We start from the raw sequence: 16,069 nt of genomic DNA on the forward strand, positions 1-16,069 counted from the left end.
GGGCATCGACGGACCGTTGGTGCCCCCGAGTGGATTCGAACCACCGGCCTGCGGTTTAGGAAACCGTCGCTCTATCCACCTGAGCTACGGGGGCACGGTGCGGGATCGTAAAGTGTCGGCCGGAGCCGGTCAATCGTGCGTCGGCGCAGCGCCGTCAGTTGACGGTCTCGGGTGGCGCGATCGGCAGCGGGAGCGGGGCGATCGGGACGCCCTCCTCCACTAGTGCCGTGGCTTCGGCGAGCGTGGTCTGGCCGTGGATCGGGGCCTGCGCAACGGTGCCGTCGTGCATCGCGCGCGCCGTGTCCGCAAACCCGCGCCCGACCCAGGTCGATTGCGCGAGCATCTCCGCCTGCGCCTTGGCGATGACCTGCAAGGCGGCCTTGATATCCTTGGGTGACGGCGCGTTCGCCGCCACCGTGACGGCGGCGGGGGCCGTAGAAGGCTCGGTCGCGCGGTTGCCCTTGGCGGGAATGTTCGGGGCCATCACCGCTTTGGTCACTGCGGTATCCGCGCAGATCGGGCACGCCAGCAGACCGCGGGTCCGCTGCTCGTCATAAGCGGCGCTCGACCCGAACCACGCTTCGAACACGTGGCGCGCCGAACATTGCAGGTCGAACACGATCAAACCCGGGCAACCTCCGGGATCACGCGCCGATGCGACAGCACCGGGATCCGCGCGCGAACATCCGCCAGCCGCGCGGGATCGATCTCAGCGAAACCGACCTCGGCCGCCGCGCCCATGTCGAGGACGATCTCCCCCCATGGGTCGACGACCAGCGAATGGCCGTAGGTCGCCCGCCCGTCCTCATGCTCGCCGGTCTGCGCCGCCGCGACAACATAGGCCGCCGCCTCGATCGCGCGCGCGCGCATCAGCACATGCCAGTGTGCGGCTCCGGTCGGCCGGGTGAACGCAGCCGGAATCGCCAGCACGGTCGCGCCGGCATCGCTCAGCGCGCGATAGAGATCGGGAAAGCGCAGATCGTAGCAAATCGACAAACCGAGCGATCCCGCCGGCGTATCGACCACGACCGCGCCCGCGCCCGGCGCATAAGATGCGGATTCCCGCCAGCTTTCGCCGGTCGGCAAATCCACGTCGAACAAATGAAGCTTGTCGTAGCGCGCGCGGATCGCGCCCGTGTCGTCAATGACGAACGCACGATTGGCGAGCCGCCCGTCCTCGCCGTGGACCGCGAGCGACCCGAGATGGACCCAGATCCGATGCCGCGCCGCCGCCGCACGCACCGCGGCCAACACGTCGTCTTCCGCCTCGGGCCGAAGCACCGCGCTGGCGCGAACGCGATCGCGATCGATCAGCCCCGACATCTCCGGGGTAAACAGCATCGAGGCGCCGCCCGCCGCCGCTGCTCCCACGGCATCGACCAGCGTCGCTGCGTTGTGCGCCGGATCGACCCCGCTGGTCAGCTGGGCAAGCGCGATCTTCACACGCCGAGCAGCGCGTCCAGCTTGCCATCGCGCTCGAGCGCGGCAAGATCGTCCGACCCGCCGACATGCTGACCGTCGATGAAGACCTGCGGAACGGTCGTCCGGCCATTGGCGCGCTCGAGCATTTCGGTGCGCTTCGGGCCGCCCATCGTGATGTCATACTCTTCCGGCGTGACACCCTTCGACGCGAGCAGCTTCAGCGCGCGCGAGCAATAGGGACAAAAGGCTTTGGTGTAGATTTCGATCTTGGACATGCCCCAGAAATGTGGGGTGACCACCGCATTGTCAATCTTTTGGCATCAACTGTTCGCGTCCAGCACGCGTGCCCAGCACAGGATCGTCACGCTTTTTGCGCCCGCCTCGAGCAAGGCGGCGGTACAACCGTCGGTGGTCGCACCGCTCGTATGGATGTCATCGACCAGCACCACCGCCTTGCCCGCGACGGTCCCCTTCGGATCGACCGTCCGAAACACCCCGGCGACGGCCCGCGCGCGGGCCTTGGCCCCCATGCCCCGCAGGGGCGGCGTCGCCCTGATCCGCCGGAGCAGCAGCGGGTCGGCCGGCACCCCGCTCGATCGCCCCAGCGCCGCGGCGATCAGCGCCGCCTGGTTGAACCCGCGCGCCCACAGGCGCCAGCGATGCAGCGGGACCGGCACGAGCAGGTCTGCATCGCCTGGCAGCAACCGCCGCAATTGGCGCGCGATCGTCTCGGCAAACGCGATCCGACCGCCATATTTGAACCGCAGCGCGACCGTCCGCGCGACATCGCCATATTCGACCGCCGCGAGGATGCCCGCATGCCGCGGCGGATCCGCGACGCAATCCGGGCAAAGTGCCGCTTCCCCCCGGTCGAACGCGAACGGCGTGTGACAGGCCGCGCACCACGGCGGCGCAAGGAACCGCAAACTGCCCCAGCAGACCGCGCAGAAACGATGGTCCTGCCCCGTCACCGCGCCACAGCCGGGGCAGCGCGGCGGCAACGCGAAATCGGCGACGAGGCGCAGCGGGGCGAGCCAGACGGACACGTCGCCCCTTGTCGCGCGCACGCGCGCACGGCACAAGCGGCGCGGTGAGCGCCCCCGACATCTTCGACCGCACCGCCCGCCGCACCCGCCGCGACCGTGCCGCCCCCGACTTCACCGACTTCGATTTCATTCGTACGGTGATGATCGACGGGCTGGCCGAACGGCTTGCGACGGTGACGCGCGACTTTACCGACATGCTCGACCTGGGCTGTTTTGATGCCGGCTTCCCCGCGCCACCCGGAGTGACGGTCACGCGGTGCGACGCTGGGGGCGTGTTCGCGCGGTCGGCGAACGGCGTCCAGGCCGACGAGGACATGCTGCCGTTCGCCTCGGAATCGTTCGACCTGGTCGTCTCCGCGGGTGTGCTCGACAGCGTCAACGACTTGCCCGGCGCGTTGTCGCTCGCGCGGCGGGTGCTGCGGCCCGACGGGCTGTTCCTCGCGGCATTCTGCGGGGCCGGCACCCTGTCGACGCTCCGCGCGACCTTGCGCGAGGTCGAGCGCGACCGCCCCGCCGCGCGGATCCACCCGCAGGTCGACGTACGCTCGGCGGGCGACCTGCTGATGCGTGCGGGGTTCGCCTTGCCCGTTGCGGATATCGAGCCGCTGACGGTGCGCTATTCGAGCATCGGCGGCCTGCTGCGCGACCTGCGCGGCATGGCGGCGACCAATATCCTGCGCGACCGCGTCCCGCTGCGCCGCGATACGCTCGCGCTGGCGGCGGAGGCCTTTGCGGCGCGCGCCGATCCGGACGGCAAGACCGCCGAGCGTTTCGATATCATCTATCTGACGGGTTGGGCCCCTGCCCCGAGCCAGCCACAACCCGCGCGGCGCGGGAGCGGCACGCAGTCGCTCAAGACCGCGCTCGAACGGTTTCCCGAGCGCGACGCGGGTTGAACGACGGGGCTTGCTGCGGGATCGCTCGCGTCAAACGATCATCCCGTTGCCCGCGCCCTTGGCAAGCGTCCGCCCGATCGCGTCGAACAGCGAATCCATCGCGACCGGCTTGAACAGGATGTCATCCGCGCCATCGGCCAGACACCGTTCGCGCAGATCGGCCGCGGTATCGGCGGTGAGAATAATGACCGGAAGCTGCGCCTTGGCATCGGCGCGCGCGCGGATCCGGCGCAACGCCTCGAACCCGTCCATCCCGGGCATGCGCAGATCGAGCAGGATGATGGCGTAATCATTGGCGTCGATCAGGTCGAGCCCGAGCTCGGCGCTTTCCGCCCCCGTCATCGTGGCGCCCGCAACATCGAGCATGTCTTTCACGACACGGCGGTTCATCGGGTCGTCTTCGATGAAAAGTATGTTCATCGGTTCACCCCGAGACGCTTGGAAAAGGCGATACAGCCGACATTGTTGACCCTCTATCGGGTCATGCCGCCTGCGAGACAAGCCCGGAAATTGGGGATTTTGCAGTTCTTATTTCGTCAAACAACTGATCTGCCAATGCGGTTCCGGCAATCGGCTTAGCGATGACGAGCGCAATTCCCGCAGTCGCGAAGCGGACGTGATCCTGCGCGGTCGGGGTCGTCCAGAGCAACGCGCAGGGCACCGCGAGCTCGCCGACCCGGGCGAGCGCGGCTGCCTCATCGGGCATCGCGCGGATCGTCGCTTCGTCGATCAGAAGCCGCGTGACGCCGCCTTGCGCGATCCGGTCGATCGCCTGGTCGATCGACGACGTGACCGCCACCGCGCTCGCCCGCGGCTCGATAACTGCCCGCAACATACTCCGGGATATGGGATTTCTGTCGACGATCAACAGTGTGTCGCCACTCTGCTCGGTCATCGGCAAGGCGGCCTCGGGGCCGTTCGCGCGGACCAGCGGCAGCCGCACCGTAAAGGTCGACCCCTGCCCGGGGACGCTCGCGACCGCGATGTCGCCGTGCATCGCTCGCGCCAGATTGCGACAGATCGCAAGCCCCAGACCAGTCCCCCCGAACTTGCGCGTGGTACCGGCATCCACCTGCCGAAACGATTCGAAGATCAGGTCGAGCTTGTCCGCGGGGATCCCGATCCCGCTGTCGGCGACCGAAAGCGCAAGCCACTCGCCTTCGGCCACCGCGCGCAGCGTGACGGTGCCCTGTTCGGTGAATTTCAGCGCGTTGGAGAGGAGATTGAACGCAATCTGCCGCAACCGAGCCGAATCGCCGACCACGAACGGCGGGCAATCCGCGAGGTCGAGCACGAACCGCACCCCGCGCGCGCGCGACTGGTCTTCCCACAGGCGGGAGACCTCGGTCAGCGTGGTGCGCAGATCGAACGGCACCGCCTCGATCGTCAGGTTGCCCGTCTCCATCTTGGCGACGTCGAGAATGTCGTCGACCAGCGCGCGCATCGTGACGCCAGCGCCATGGACCACGGTGATTCGCTCGCGCACCGCCGGATCGATCGCGCGGTCCGCCAGCATGACCTGCGTCATGCCGAGGATGCCGTTGAGCGGGGTGCGGATTTCGTGGCTCGTCGTCGCGAGGAATTCGGTCTTCGCGGCGAGCGCTTTGGCGAGCGCCGCGTTGGTCTCGGCAAGGTCGAGGTTGGCGGCGCGGACCTCGTTGCGGCTGCGCCGGATGGTGACCAACCCGAAGGTGAGCAGCCCGACGATGATCCCCGACGCGATCGCCAGACCGCCAATGATCGTCCGCTGCGTACGGGCACGGAGCTTCGCATCGTCGATATCGCGCTGGAGCTGCGCGCGCCGCAGCTTTTCGATCTTGAGCTCCTGGCTCGCAAAGTCGAACCGCGCGGCAGCAAGCGCGGTATTGGCGGAAGCGGCAAGCGTCGAAGTTTTGTCGTCGAGCGCCTTGAGCGCCTCGAGATGCGTCAGCGCCTGTCCCTCATTTCCGGCCGCCTTGAAGATGTCATAGGCGATCTGATGGCCTTCGCGCAGATCAAGGGCGGAGACGTTGGGATCCGGTGTGTCGAAGAATCGAGCGATCAAGGTCGTGGCTTTGTCGATCCGTCCGTCCAAACGGGCTGACCAGGCCATCAAAGCGATGAAGGGACTTTGATTGGAAAGATTGCCATCTCCAGCAATCAACATCCCCGCGGCAATCGATCGGTTGGCTGCGGAGATGTTTCGCTCGAGAAGAAATCCGCGCGCGATATTGCGAAGCGTCCTGGCCTGGAGAACCGGACTCTTAATCTGCCTTGCAATAAGCAAGGCCCGCCGAAATTCCGCTTGGGCGTCTCCGAAACGCTTCAACTCTTGAAGGGCAACCGCGCTGTTGCTGGATACCGAAAACAGCAGCTGCGGGTCACCGGAGTATATGTCTCTAGATTGCCGAAGATATTTTAGCGCCGCCTCATAGTCTTTTGCTTCCTCATAAAGCATACCAATGCTGATGATAGCAATCGCTTCGCTACGAACCTCACCAATTTTTTGAAAAACGCGGTAGGCTTGCTGATAGGACTGTAGAGCCGCAGCGACCTCTGCAGTTTGCGTCTTCAGCGCTCCTCGCGAAAGCAATAAGTCCCCGACAAGTTTACTCGTCGTCTTTTGCTGATCGACCCGCCGAAGCGCTTTATCGATTTTCGGGCCAGCCTGCTCGATTTTATTCATACGTAGATAGGCTTCACCCTGAAGCCATTCTGCCGTTGCGATCGAAGTCGTCCGCTGGCTCGTTTCTACATCGTATGCAGCACGCTCGGCGAGTTTCGCCTCGGCAAGGGCCTTCGCAGGGTCTCCAAGCATTGCCGCTCTGGCCGCGCCAACTCTCTCATCAAAGGCCGTTAAAGCCCCCGCAAACGCGGTCGCGCTTCCGAGCACTGCCGCAAGGCACAGTACGACAAGTGCAATTGCGCGCCTGCTCGCCCTGCCACGCACCATGAAAGAAGCCACGTTCTCAGGGCCATCCCGCCGCAAGGCTACGCACTCTTCCAGAACGAAGCAGACTTACTGAACATCGGCTGCTTCGGGGCGGTCAACGCCGACATCGGATCGTTCCCGAGGAACTGCCGGAACGCGCCAAGCGACAGTGGTCGGCTGATCAGATACCCCTGGACGATATCGCAGCCCATTACCGACAATAATGCCAGTGCCGCCGGCGTCTCAACCCCTTCTGCGGTGACCTCCATTTCGAGTGCATGCGCCAGATCGATTGTCGAGCGGACAATCAGCGGGTCGCGGTTGCTGCTGGTGAGATCAAGGATGAACATCTTGTCGATCTTGAGCTCCTGGGCGGGGAGCTTCTTGAGATAGGCCAGCGAGGATAATCCAGCGCCGTAATCGTCGATCGCGATCGATATGCCGACGTCCGCGAGCGCCCGCAGGTTGGAGATCGCAACGTCGGGATGCCGAATTACTGCGGTTTCAGTAATCTCGAACCCGATCTTGGCACCCGATTCCCGGACACGCCTGCAGGCGGTCGCTACGAACAAGGAATCGCCGAGCAGTTGCCCCGAGATGTTGAGGAAAATCGTGAGATCCTGGCCATCGGACGCAAGCGCAACCTGATCCGCGATCACCTGTTCCAACGTCCACAGGGTCAACGCGAGAATGTGGCCCGAATCCTCGGCGACCGTGATGAAATCCCCCGGGAGAATTAGCCCGCGTTCGGGATGCTGCCATCGGACAAGCGCTTCGGCACTACTGATCTCCTGCCGCCGGATATGGATTTTCGGCTGATACTGCAGGAACATCTCGCCCGCTGCGATCGCGTGCGGCAGATCGCGGATCAACGCCAGGCGGTCGAGCGCGGGGGTTCCGACGGAGACATCGTGCAGCGCGATTCCCCCGGTGAGCAGCGAATCGCTCAACGCGGCTTCGGCCTCTTCGGCGAGTCGCATTGCATCGGTATTGGGGCATGCGGTGGCGGCGGCACCAACCGCTACGACGAATTGATGAGCCTCGCCCTCGATGTCGAACGACGCTCTGCAGGCGTTCACAACCCGATCCAGGATCAACCGCAAGACATCGAGAGAACGCTCCCGGCAAACGAACTCGAGCGTCGCGCGTCCGGCCCGAGCGGCTTCTTCGAAACCGATTTCCGAACGCAGGCGATCGTACAGATCATGCACCAAACCGTCCGCGCGACGACAACCGAGATAGCGGCGCAATTGCACGAAATTGGTGATCTCCACGAGACACAGCATCTGCCACGGATGCTCGAGCGCCGGCACGACACCGTCGACAGCGTCGACAGTGGCCGATGACATAGGTCCCCAGCAACCTTGTGCGACCCGACGCGACGAGGCGTCGCGATCACCCAAGGTCGCTGGATCGTTGCCGGTGTCGGGCGGCAGTGAGGGATGCGGAACGTGCGCCATCTGCGCAACCATATGCAGTGCGATTGAAGGAACAGTTAACCGCTTCCTGCCGCAGCGCGACCTCGACGCAAGGCGTTTGCATTATGTTTAAGATTTCATTAATAATTTGCCGTGCTCGACTGAGCGCATAACGGAGGAAAGTCATGATCACGTTCATCATCGGTCTCATCTACGGCGAACTCACGCGCCCCTGGTAAATTCAGTTCGGTCGGTCCGGAGCTGCGTACTTACGATCAGCGTCACTGATCGCGCTGCGGCGACGGACCGACATTCAAGATGAATATCACGACTGATTAACGATCATAATCGAGCTCCACTAACCTGCTGCGCTTTCAACGGCATTACCGCCGAAACCGGTTTTTCTGATTACTTTGACCGTCTTGGCCAACTTTCAGACGCGTTTTCTTTCGTTTACCCCAACGTTTCCCCCAACCGCCGCATAAACGCCGCGCCGCGCTCGATCTGCGCGAGATCGATGAATTCATCCGCCTGGTGCGCCTGCTCGATCGAGCCCGGCCCGCAGATGATCGTCGAGAACCCTGCCCGCTGAAACTGTCCCGCCTCCGCCGCATAGGCTGCGGCCCGGGTCGGGCCGTTGTCCCCGGCCAGCCGCCGCGCCAGCACTTCCGCCGCGCCATCCCGCTCCGGCGCGAACGACGGAGTCGCCGAACGGCGAATCACCGACACCCCGGCATCCGCGAATTGCGCCTGCGCCGTGCGGTGAGCCGTTGCGCACGCGTCCAGAAATGGGACGATGATCGTGTCGGGATCCTGCCCCGGCGGCGTCCGCAGATCGAAGCTGAACGTGCATTCGCGCGCGAGGATGTTGACCGCGGTTCCACCGTTGATCAGCCCGATCGTCAGCGTCGCGTGCGGCGGATGATAAGGCGAGTCCGGGTCGCCGTGCCGCGCCAGGTCCTCGCCGATCTGCCGCAGCCGTTCCATCAGACCGACGGCGATCATATTGGCGGAAAGACCGAGATGAGTTAGGCTCGAATGCGCTTCATGCCCGGTCACGGTGACGCGCCAGGTCGAGATCCCCTTGTGCCCGCTGACCACCTCCATGCTGGTCGGTTCGCCGACGATCACCGCGAGCGGCGCGGGCAGATTGGTCACGAGCTTCTCGATCATCGACGGGGCCCCGATACAGCCGACTTCCTCGTCATAGGAGAAAGCGAGGTGGATCGGCCGCGCGCTGGTCCCCCGTGCGAACCCGGGGACCGATGCCAGCGCGAGCGCGAGGAAGCCCTTCATGTCGCAGGTCCCGCGCCCGTACAGCCGCTCGCCCCGCCGGGTAAGCACGAACGGGTCGCTGCTCCACGCCTGCCCGTCGACCGGCACGACATCGGTATGCCCGGACAGGACGACCCCGCCCGCGACCGCCGGGCCGATGGTCGCATAGAGGTTGGCCTTGGTCCCCTCCGCATTCGCGACCCGACGACTGATCACGCCATGCCCGGCAAGGAAGGCTTCGACGTACTCGATCAGACGCAGGTTCGAATCCCGCGAGGTCGTGTCGAAACCGATCAACGCCTCGAGATGAGTCAGCGCGGCGGAACGGAGCTGGTCGGTCGTATCCATGTCCTTGGTTCTAGGCATGGATTAACCATCTTGCCAATCATCCCGTAGGGTTTCGTGCAGGTTCTTCCCACCCGCCGCCGATGGCCTTGAACAAAGCGGCGGTATCCTGCCGCAATTGCGCGTTGCTCGCGGCAAGCTGCTCGCGCGCGGTCAGCACGCTGACCTGCGCATCGAGCAGCGACGTCTGCGTGACGAAGCCGGTGCGATATTGCGCCTCGACCGAGCGCGCGGTGGTCTGCGCATCCGCGACCGAGCGCTGCAACGCGGCGTTGCGCGCGCGTTCGGCGTCGAGCCGGGCGAGCGGATCCTCGACGTCGCGCAACGCCCCCAGCACCGTCGTGCGATATTGCAGATACGCCTGTTCGCAGTCTTCCTTGCGGATTCCGATCGTCGCCTTGCGCCGCCCCCAGTCGAGCAACGGGAATTGCACCGCGCTCGTTCCGGTCAACTGCAGGCTATTCCCGGTGAACAGCGTGGCGAGTGAGGTCGAGAGCAATTGCGCGACCCCGGTCAGGTTGAACTTCGGATACAGGTCCGCGACCGCGACGCCGATGTCGGCGGTCGACGCCGCAAGCTGCCGCTCCGCCGCGCGCACGTCCGGGCGACGCCGCAACAGGTCCGACGGGAGGCCGGCGGGGACCACTGGCAGCGCGATGAGCGGCACACCCGGGCGCATCAATTCGCCGTCGAGCGTCTCCGGCTCGACCCCGAGCAGGATGCCGAGCGCGTGGATCCGCACCCGCACGTCGGCGCGGATCGGCTCAAGCCGCGCCTGCGTGCTGGTGATCGACCCGCGCTGGCGCGTAACGTCGATCGACGGGACCAGCCCGACGCGCGCGATATTGCCCGCGATGTCGAGCGAGCGCTGTTGCGAGACCAGTTCGCCCTGGATGACGGCAATCTGCTCCTGATCGAGCCGCAACGCGAAATAGGCCTGCGCGACCTCGGCGGCGAGCGTCACCGCGGCGTCGCGCCGGGTCCATTCCGCCGCCTCGACCCGCGCGCCCGCCGCCTGCACCCCGCGCCGGCCGCCGCCGAACAGGTCGAGTTCCCAGCTCGCATCGAAGCCTGCGGAGAAGGTCGTGATCCCGCTCCCCGGCAGGGCGAAGCCGCTGCTGCCACCCGTGCCACCCCCGGCGCCACCGCTGCTCCCGCCGGAAAAGGCCTGCGCGATTGACGCGAGCCCGGCGTTCTTGCTGAACTCGATGTGGGTGACATTGCCCGTCGCATCGACGGTCGGCTTGCCGACGGTGCGCGCCGCGACTTCCTGCAACCGCGCCTGCCGCACCCGCGACGCCGCGATCGCGATGTCGGGGCTGTCCTTCAGCGCGCGCTCGACCAGCGAATCGAGCTGCGGGTCACCGAACGCCGACCACCAGCGCGCCGGATCGACCTGTGCCCCCGGCGCGGGTGCCGGCTGGCGCTCCACAAAGGCGGGCGGGACCGCGAGCCTGGGCGCGGTATAGTTCGGTCCGACGGTACAGCCAGCCAGCAGCGTGCTGCCGAGCAGGGCAACGGATAAGAGCGAGCGGGTCAATGGGCCATGCCTCCACCGCCACCGGACTTGCCGGAGCGCATCAGGAATACGAGTGGTGCCACCACGAGCACCACGATCATCAGCGAACGGAACACGTCGAGGAACGCGAGCATCGACGCCTGCCGCTGCACCGTCTGGTACAGGACGGCGAGCGAGGTCGTTGCGGGATCACCCTGCCCGCCGAACGCGCCCTGCGCCTTCGCGATCCAATCGGTGTAATTGGGGTCGATCGGGCTGAGCTTCTCGACCAGTTCGGACTGGTGCCGCTGCTGCGCCGAGGCGAGCAGAGTCTGTGCGGTCGAGATGCCTATCGACCCGCCGAGGTTGCGCGCGACGTTGAGCAGGCTCGACGCCTGCGCGGTCTTGTTCTGCGGCAGGCCGACATAGGCGACCGCGTTGATCGGCACGAACAGGAACGGCAGCGCCATTGCCTGGAACAGCCGCGCGATCGCGGCATCCTGGAACGAGATGTCCGCACTGAGGTGAGTCATGTTCCACAGCGCGAACGCCTGGACCAGCAATGCGGGGAACAGCAGCAGCCGCACGTCGACCACCCCGGACAGGCGCCCCGCGAACGGCACCGCGACCAGCGTCGCGATCCCGCCGAAGGTCAGCGCGAGACCCGCCTGGAACGAGGTATAGCCAAGCACCTGCTGGAGCATCTGCGGAATGAGCTGAGTCGTCCCGAACAGGATCATGCCAGTGACGCCCATGATCAGCAGCGTCAGCGAGAAATTGCGGCTCTTGAGCAGCTTGAGATCGACCACTGGGTCATCGTGGTTGAGTTCCCAGAACGCCAGCGCGGTCAGCGCGACGAACGAGATGCCCGCGGTCATGATGATGAAGCTGCTCGCGAACCAGTCCTCGCGCTCGCCGCGATCGAGCGTCAGTTCGAAGAAGCCGAGACCGAGCGCGATCAGGATGATGCCGATGTAATCGACCCGGATCCCGCGCTTGAGCAGCTTCTTGCGGTCGTTCTTGATCGCCGCCGGCTCGTCGACGAAGATGTTGACGAGGAACAGCGACGCGATGCCGATCGGCACGTTGATCAGGAAGACCCAGTGCCAGCTCGAATTCTCGGTGATGTAGCCCCCGAGCGTCGGCCCGAGCACGGGCCCGACGACGACGACGATCGCAAAGGCGGCGAACGCCATCCCGCGTTGTTTGGGGGGAAAGGTGTCAGCGAGGATCGATTGCTCGACCGGCGCGAGCCCGCCGCCGCCGATCCCCTGCAGCACGCGCGCGATGACGAGCGTCGACAGGTTGGGCGCGAGCCCGCACATCAGCGAGGCGATCGTGAACAGCCCGATCGACAGCAGGAAATAGCGTTTGCGACCGATCACGTCGGACAACCAGCCGCTGATCGGAATGACGATCGCGTTGGCGACGAGGTAGCTGGTCAGCACCCACGTCGCCTGGTCGTTCGAGACCGACAGGCCGCCCGCGATATGATCGAGCGCAACGTTGGCGATCGAGGTATCGAGCACCTCCATGAAGGTCGGGATACTGATGATCGCGACGATCAGCCACGGGCTGAAACTGCCCGCGCCGGACCGGGACGGATCCCAACCGTCCTGCGCCTTGGCGCTCGCCACCTCAGCGCACCTTGACGGTGGGGACGACCGACATGCCCGGGCCGAGCGGATATCTGCGCGGGTCGGGGCCGTTCTTCGCGTCGAATTCGATCCGGACCGGAACGCGCTGGACGACCTTGACGTAATTGCCCGTCGCGTTCTGCGGCGGCAGCAAGGCGAACGCCTGGCCCGCCCCGCGCTGGACCGAATCGACGTGGCCGAGGAACTTCACGTCCGGATAGGCATCGACCTTGATCTCGACGGTCTGCCCGATCTTCATGTCGCGCAGCTGCGTTTCCTTGAAGTTGGCGGTGATCCAGACATGGTCCGGGACGATCGCGAGCAATTGCGTGCCCGGCCCGACATAGGAACCGACGTTGACCGAGCGGTTGACGACCTGCCCCGACACCGGCGCGACGAGGCGATTGTCACCAAGCGTGATGCTCGCCTGCTGCACCGATGCCTTGCGCGCTTCGATCACGGCCTGCGCCGCCGTGACCTGCCGACGCGCGACGAGGATGTTCGCGTCCGCACTGTCGATCTGCTGACGCGCCGCGGCGGCGTCGGCGGCAGTCGAACGCGCGGTGGCGCGCGCGGCGTCGAGCTGTTGCCCGGCGACCGCGGACGGATCGATCCGCAGCAGCGCTTCGTAGCGCGCGAGGTCCTGCCGCGCCTTGGCGGCGGTGGCAAGCGGCGCACGGGCCTGCGCGACCGCTTGCGCGCGGTTCGCCTGCGCCGCGGCGACCTGCGCGCGGTTCTGTTCGACCTGCGCTTCGGCCTGCTTCACGTTCGCCTGCGCCTCGGCGACCTGCGCGCCGGTGCTCGACGCCTCGATCACGGCGAGCAGGCGGCCTGCCTCGACATGCCGGTTGTCGACATCCGCGACCGACTTGAGCGTCCCCGCCACCTTCGGCGCGAGCCGGACGATATGCGTGTCGACGAACGCATCGTCGGTCGATTCATATTGCCGCGCATCGAGATAATAGAGCGTCCCGCCGATCGCGACGACCGCCACGACCACGATCAGGATGATCCAGAACAGCGGCTTCTTGAAGATCGACGGCTTCTTTGGCTTGGAGTCCCCCCCGTCATCGGAATCGTCGTCATCGGAATCGCCGTTATCGGAATCGTCGCCGTCCGAATCGTTCTTTTTCGATTCATCGTCCTGCTGTTTGCCGTGCGAGTCCTGCTGGTCGGACTTGTGCTTCGCCTCCTCGGGCTTTGCATCGTCCTGCTTGGCGGCGTTGGGGTCGTCGCTCATGGAAGCTCCTGTCGTTCGGCGATCATGCGGTCGAGAATGGCGTCGGCGTTGGCACCGATCCGCGCGGCAAGCGCGGACAATGCCTCGGAATCCAGATCCTTGCGGCGGAGCAGCTTGAGCACGGTCGCGCGCGACGCGCGCAGCGTGACGACCTGCCCCATCAGCGTGACGACCGCGACCTCGCTCGCGAAAGCGTCGCGGCGACCGGTCGCGATGCAGACGAGCTGCACCATTGTCTCGAGCACCTTGCCCATCAGCCCGCCGTAGATGCGATCGAACGCTTCGGTCGGCTCCATCTGCTCACGGACGACGAACAGCGAGAACGCACTGCTTTTCTGCGTGCCCATCGTGTCGATGAAGCGCGCGAGGATCTGGTGGATCGCGGCGCGCGCGTCGTCCGGGGTCATATCCGCCGTCACGCCGCCGTCGCGCAGCGCGGGTGCCATATGGTCGCCGATCTGACCGGCGATATAGTCCGCCGCCGCCAGATACAGGCCTTCCTTGCCGCCGTAATGATAGGTGATCGACGACATCGCGGTCCCCGCCGCCTTGGCGATCCCGCGCGTGCTCGCGCCTTCGAGGCCCTTGGCCCCGAATTCGGCGATGGCAATGTCGAGGAGTCGTTGCTGCAACACAGCGCGCCTTTAGTTCGTTCGAACGAACACGGCAAGTTGCAATGCAGCAATGGTCGAGAAACATTCGAAACGGGCGTGGGTTCCGGGTTGAGGGCCCGCGCTCCCGTCCTCCCGCTTCCCCGGCGAAGGCCGGACCGCAAGAGTGGTCGGGTCGTTGACGGACAGTGCGCGCGCTATGGAAGCCTGTCCGCTTGGGCCCCGGCCTTCGCCGGGGAAGTGAACGGAAAAGCTACGCCGCCACCGCATCCTTGCGCTTCGCGGTCACCCGCCCCGGCGCGGGATTCGAGAATTCCATCCCGTCATCCACCGACCCGTATTTCAGCGCCAGCAGATCGCGCGCGTAATTCTGGTGCACCCGCCACGGCGCCTTGCTCCCCTGCTTGGGGAATTTCGCCATCGCGCGCGTGACATAGCCCGAGGTGAAATCGAGGAACGGCGCGGGCGCGAGATCCGCCCCGCCGACGCGCGGCGTCGCCTGCCGCAGCCCGCGCTTCTTCATCGTGTTGAGCAGGCGGCAGACATAACCGCACGTCAGGTCCGCCTTCAACGTCCACGACGCGTTGGTGTACCCGAATGACGACGCCATGTTGGGGACGTCGCTGTACATCATGCCCTTGTAGTTGAACGTATCGGTCAGATCGACCGGTACCCCGTCGACACTGAACGCAACGTCGCTGAGCAATTGCAGCTCGAGCCCCGTCGCGGTGACGACGACATCGGCGGGAAGCTCCGCCCCCGATTCGAGAACGAGCCCGTCGCGGGTGAAGCGCGCGATCCGGTCGGTCACGACCGAGGCACGCTGCGTCTTGATCGCCTCGAACAGATCCGCGTCGGGAACCAGGCACAGCCGCTGGTCCCACGGATTGTAGTTGGGGGTGAAATGGGTCGCGACGTCATAGTCGGCGCCGAGCTGGTCGCGCACCATGCCGATCAGCCGCTCCTTGGTCTGCGCAGGCCGCTTCCTCGCGAGATTGAAGAACAGCATCCCGAGCAAAACGTTGCGCCACCGCACGAGACCGTACGCCAGTTTCGCGGGCAGCTTGCGCCGCAGCCAGTTGGCGGCGGCATCTTCCGCCGGGCGCGACACGACATAGGTGGGCGAGCGCTGGAGCATCGTCACGTGCGCGGCGGTGTCCGCCATCGCGGGGACGAGCGTGACCGCGGTCGCGCCGCTGCCGATGACGACGACTTCCTTCCCCGCATAATCGAGATCGCCGGGCCAGAATTGCGGATGTACGATCCGCCCCGCAAAGTCCGCGGTGCCCGGCCATTCGGGCGTGTGCCCCTGTGCGTAATTATAATAGCCGCTGCACATGAACAGGAAAGCGCAGGTGAACACGACCGGCCCGCCGGGCCCGTCCGCCTCGACCCGCCAGCACGCATCGGGCGTAGACCAGGCGGCGCGCTTCGCGTGATGGCCGAAGCGGATATGCCGGTCGATCCCGAAGTCGCGCGCGGTCTCGGTCACATAGCGCAGGATCGACGGGCCGTCGGCGATCGCCTTGGCCTCGGTCCACGGCCGGAACGAATAGCCGAGCGTATACATGTCCGAATCAGACCGGATGCCGGGATAGCGAAACAGGTCCCACGTCCCGCCAAGCTGCGGCCGCCCCTCCAGAATGACGTAGGTACGATCCGGGCTCTGCGTCTGCAGATGATAGCCCGCGCCGATACCGGATATTCCGGCACCGACCACGACCACATCGAAATGCTCAGGTTTACGCTCTGACATAGCCACTCTCCGAG

15 protein-coding genes and 1 tRNA gene are annotated in these 16,069 nt (G+C 65.6%); 2 read left to right on the forward strand and 14 right to left on the reverse strand.

Features of this window, described 5'->3' with window-relative positions; translation table 11 throughout:
• Positions 1–17: 17 nt before the first annotated feature.
• The 5 genes from RI03_RS11785 to RI03_RS11805 form a co-directional block, all read right to left on the reverse strand.
• Positions 18–94 (reverse strand) — tRNA-Arg (locus tag RI03_RS11785).
• Positions 95–154: 60 nt separating this feature from the next.
• On the reverse strand, positions 155–625 hold the full coding sequence (locus tag RI03_RS11790; RefSeq protein WP_010217559.1) for a DUF1178 family protein: 471 nt from the start codon (positions 623–625) through the stop codon (positions 155–157).
• Positions 622–1,443: a carbon-nitrogen hydrolase family protein gene (locus RI03_RS11795; protein ID WP_010217560.1), complete on the reverse strand. Its 822-nt coding sequence runs from the start codon at positions 1,441–1,443 to the stop codon at positions 622–624. The genes RI03_RS11790 and RI03_RS11795 overlap by 4 nt, the downstream gene beginning before the upstream one ends.
• Positions 1,440–1,697 carry a glutaredoxin 3 gene (gene grxC, locus RI03_RS11800; protein WP_010217562.1) on the reverse strand — a complete coding sequence of 86 codons (258 nt, stop codon included), beginning with the start codon at positions 1,695–1,697 and terminating at the stop codon, positions 1,440–1,442. Before grxC ends, RI03_RS11795 begins: the two co-directional genes overlap by 4 nt.
• Positions 1,698–1,742: 45 nt before the next feature.
• Positions 1,743–2,468 (reverse strand): ComF family protein, encoded by a 726-nt coding sequence (locus RI03_RS11805; protein WP_010217564.1) that lies wholly within the window; start codon positions 2,466–2,468, stop codon positions 1,743–1,745.
• Between the two features lie 8 nt (positions 2,469–2,476).
• Between RI03_RS11805 and RI03_RS11810 the strand changes: the two genes are divergently transcribed.
• Positions 2,477–3,364 carry a class I SAM-dependent methyltransferase gene (locus RI03_RS11810; RefSeq protein WP_010217571.1) on the forward strand — a complete coding sequence of 296 codons (888 nt, stop codon included), beginning with the start codon at positions 2,477–2,479 and terminating at the stop codon, positions 3,362–3,364.
• A 30-nt stretch (positions 3,365–3,394) separates the two neighbouring features.
• Here RI03_RS11810 and RI03_RS11815 read toward each other — a convergent pair whose 3' ends face one another.
• The 3 genes from RI03_RS11815 to RI03_RS11825 form a co-directional block, all read right to left on the reverse strand.
• Positions 3,395–3,784 (reverse strand): response regulator, encoded by a 390-nt coding sequence (locus tag RI03_RS11815; protein WP_010164364.1) that lies wholly within the window; start codon positions 3,782–3,784, stop codon positions 3,395–3,397.
• A gap of 61 nt (positions 3,785–3,845) precedes the next feature.
• Positions 3,846–6,332 (reverse strand): ATP-binding protein, encoded by a 2,487-nt coding sequence (locus tag RI03_RS23560; protein ID WP_138995657.1) that lies wholly within the window; start codon positions 6,330–6,332, stop codon positions 3,846–3,848.
• Positions 6,333–6,334: 2 nt separating this feature from the next.
• A complete protein-coding gene (locus RI03_RS11825; protein ID WP_238542351.1) occupies positions 6,335–7,225 on the reverse strand; it encodes an EAL domain-containing protein in 891 nt (296 codons plus the stop codon).
• Between RI03_RS11825 and RI03_RS24655 the strand changes: the two genes are divergently transcribed.
• The gene (locus RI03_RS24655) at positions 7,187–7,621 is read left to right on the forward strand and encodes a hypothetical protein (RefSeq protein ID WP_238542352.1); all 435 of its coding nucleotides are present in this window, start codon (positions 7,187–7,189) and stop codon (positions 7,619–7,621) included. The two genes, RI03_RS11825 and RI03_RS24655, sit on opposite strands and share 39 nt — an antisense overlap.
• Positions 7,622–8,146: 525 nt before the next feature.
• On the opposite strand, the gene argE is transcribed toward RI03_RS24655, so the two are convergent.
• The 6 genes from argE to RI03_RS11855 form a co-directional block, all read right to left on the reverse strand.
• On the reverse strand, positions 8,147–9,316 hold the full coding sequence (gene argE / locus RI03_RS11830; RefSeq protein ID WP_010217578.1) for an acetylornithine deacetylase: 1,170 nt from the start codon (positions 9,314–9,316) through the stop codon (positions 8,147–8,149).
• A gap of 37 nt (positions 9,317–9,353) precedes the next feature.
• A complete protein-coding gene (locus tag RI03_RS11835; protein ID WP_010217579.1) occupies positions 9,354–10,853 on the reverse strand; it encodes an efflux transporter outer membrane subunit in 1,500 nt (499 codons plus the stop codon).
• Positions 10,850–12,448 carry a DHA2 family efflux MFS transporter permease subunit gene (locus RI03_RS11840; protein WP_010164372.1) on the reverse strand — a complete coding sequence of 533 codons (1,599 nt, stop codon included), beginning with the start codon at positions 12,446–12,448 and terminating at the stop codon, positions 10,850–10,852. Before RI03_RS11840 ends, RI03_RS11835 begins: the two co-directional genes overlap by 4 nt.
• Position 12,449: 1 nt before the next feature.
• Positions 12,450–13,688 carry an HlyD family secretion protein gene (locus RI03_RS11845; RefSeq protein WP_026046677.1) on the reverse strand — a complete coding sequence of 413 codons (1,239 nt, stop codon included), beginning with the start codon at positions 13,686–13,688 and terminating at the stop codon, positions 12,450–12,452.
• The gene (locus RI03_RS11850; RefSeq protein WP_010217581.1) at positions 13,685–14,323 is read right to left on the reverse strand and encodes a CerR family C-terminal domain-containing protein; all 639 of its coding nucleotides are present in this window, start codon (positions 14,321–14,323) and stop codon (positions 13,685–13,687) included. The genes RI03_RS11845 and RI03_RS11850 overlap by 4 nt, the downstream gene beginning before the upstream one ends.
• Positions 14,324–14,552: 229 nt before the next feature.
• The gene (locus RI03_RS11855; protein ID WP_170318374.1) at positions 14,553–16,055 is read right to left on the reverse strand and encodes a flavin-containing monooxygenase; all 1,503 of its coding nucleotides are present in this window, start codon (positions 16,053–16,055) and stop codon (positions 14,553–14,555) included.
• Positions 16,056–16,069 lie beyond the last annotated feature (14 nt).

The sequence above is a fragment of the Sphingomonas sp. PAMC 26621 genome, from assembly GCF_000251145.1.
Taxonomy (GTDB): domain Bacteria; phylum Pseudomonadota; class Alphaproteobacteria; order Sphingomonadales; family Sphingomonadaceae; genus Sphingomonas.

Coding starts and splice junctions, on each gene's coding strand:
- RI03_RS11845 (WP_026046677.1), bottom strand. CDS start 13,688: ATGAGCGACGACCCCAACGCCGCCAAGCAGGACGATGCAAAGCCCGAG.
- RI03_RS11815 (WP_010164364.1), bottom strand. CDS start 3,784: ATGAACATACTTTTCATCGAAGACGACCCGATGAACCGCCGTGTCGTG.
- argE (WP_010217578.1), bottom strand. CDS start 9,316: ATGGATACGACCGACCAGCTCCGTTCCGCCGCGCTGACTCATCTCGAG.
- RI03_RS11855 (WP_170318374.1), bottom strand. CDS start 16,055: ATGTCAGAGCGTAAACCTGAGCATTTCGATGTGGTCGTGGTCGGTGCC.
- grxC (WP_010217562.1), bottom strand. CDS start 1,697: ATGTCCAAGATCGAAATCTACACCAAAGCCTTTTGTCCCTATTGCTCG.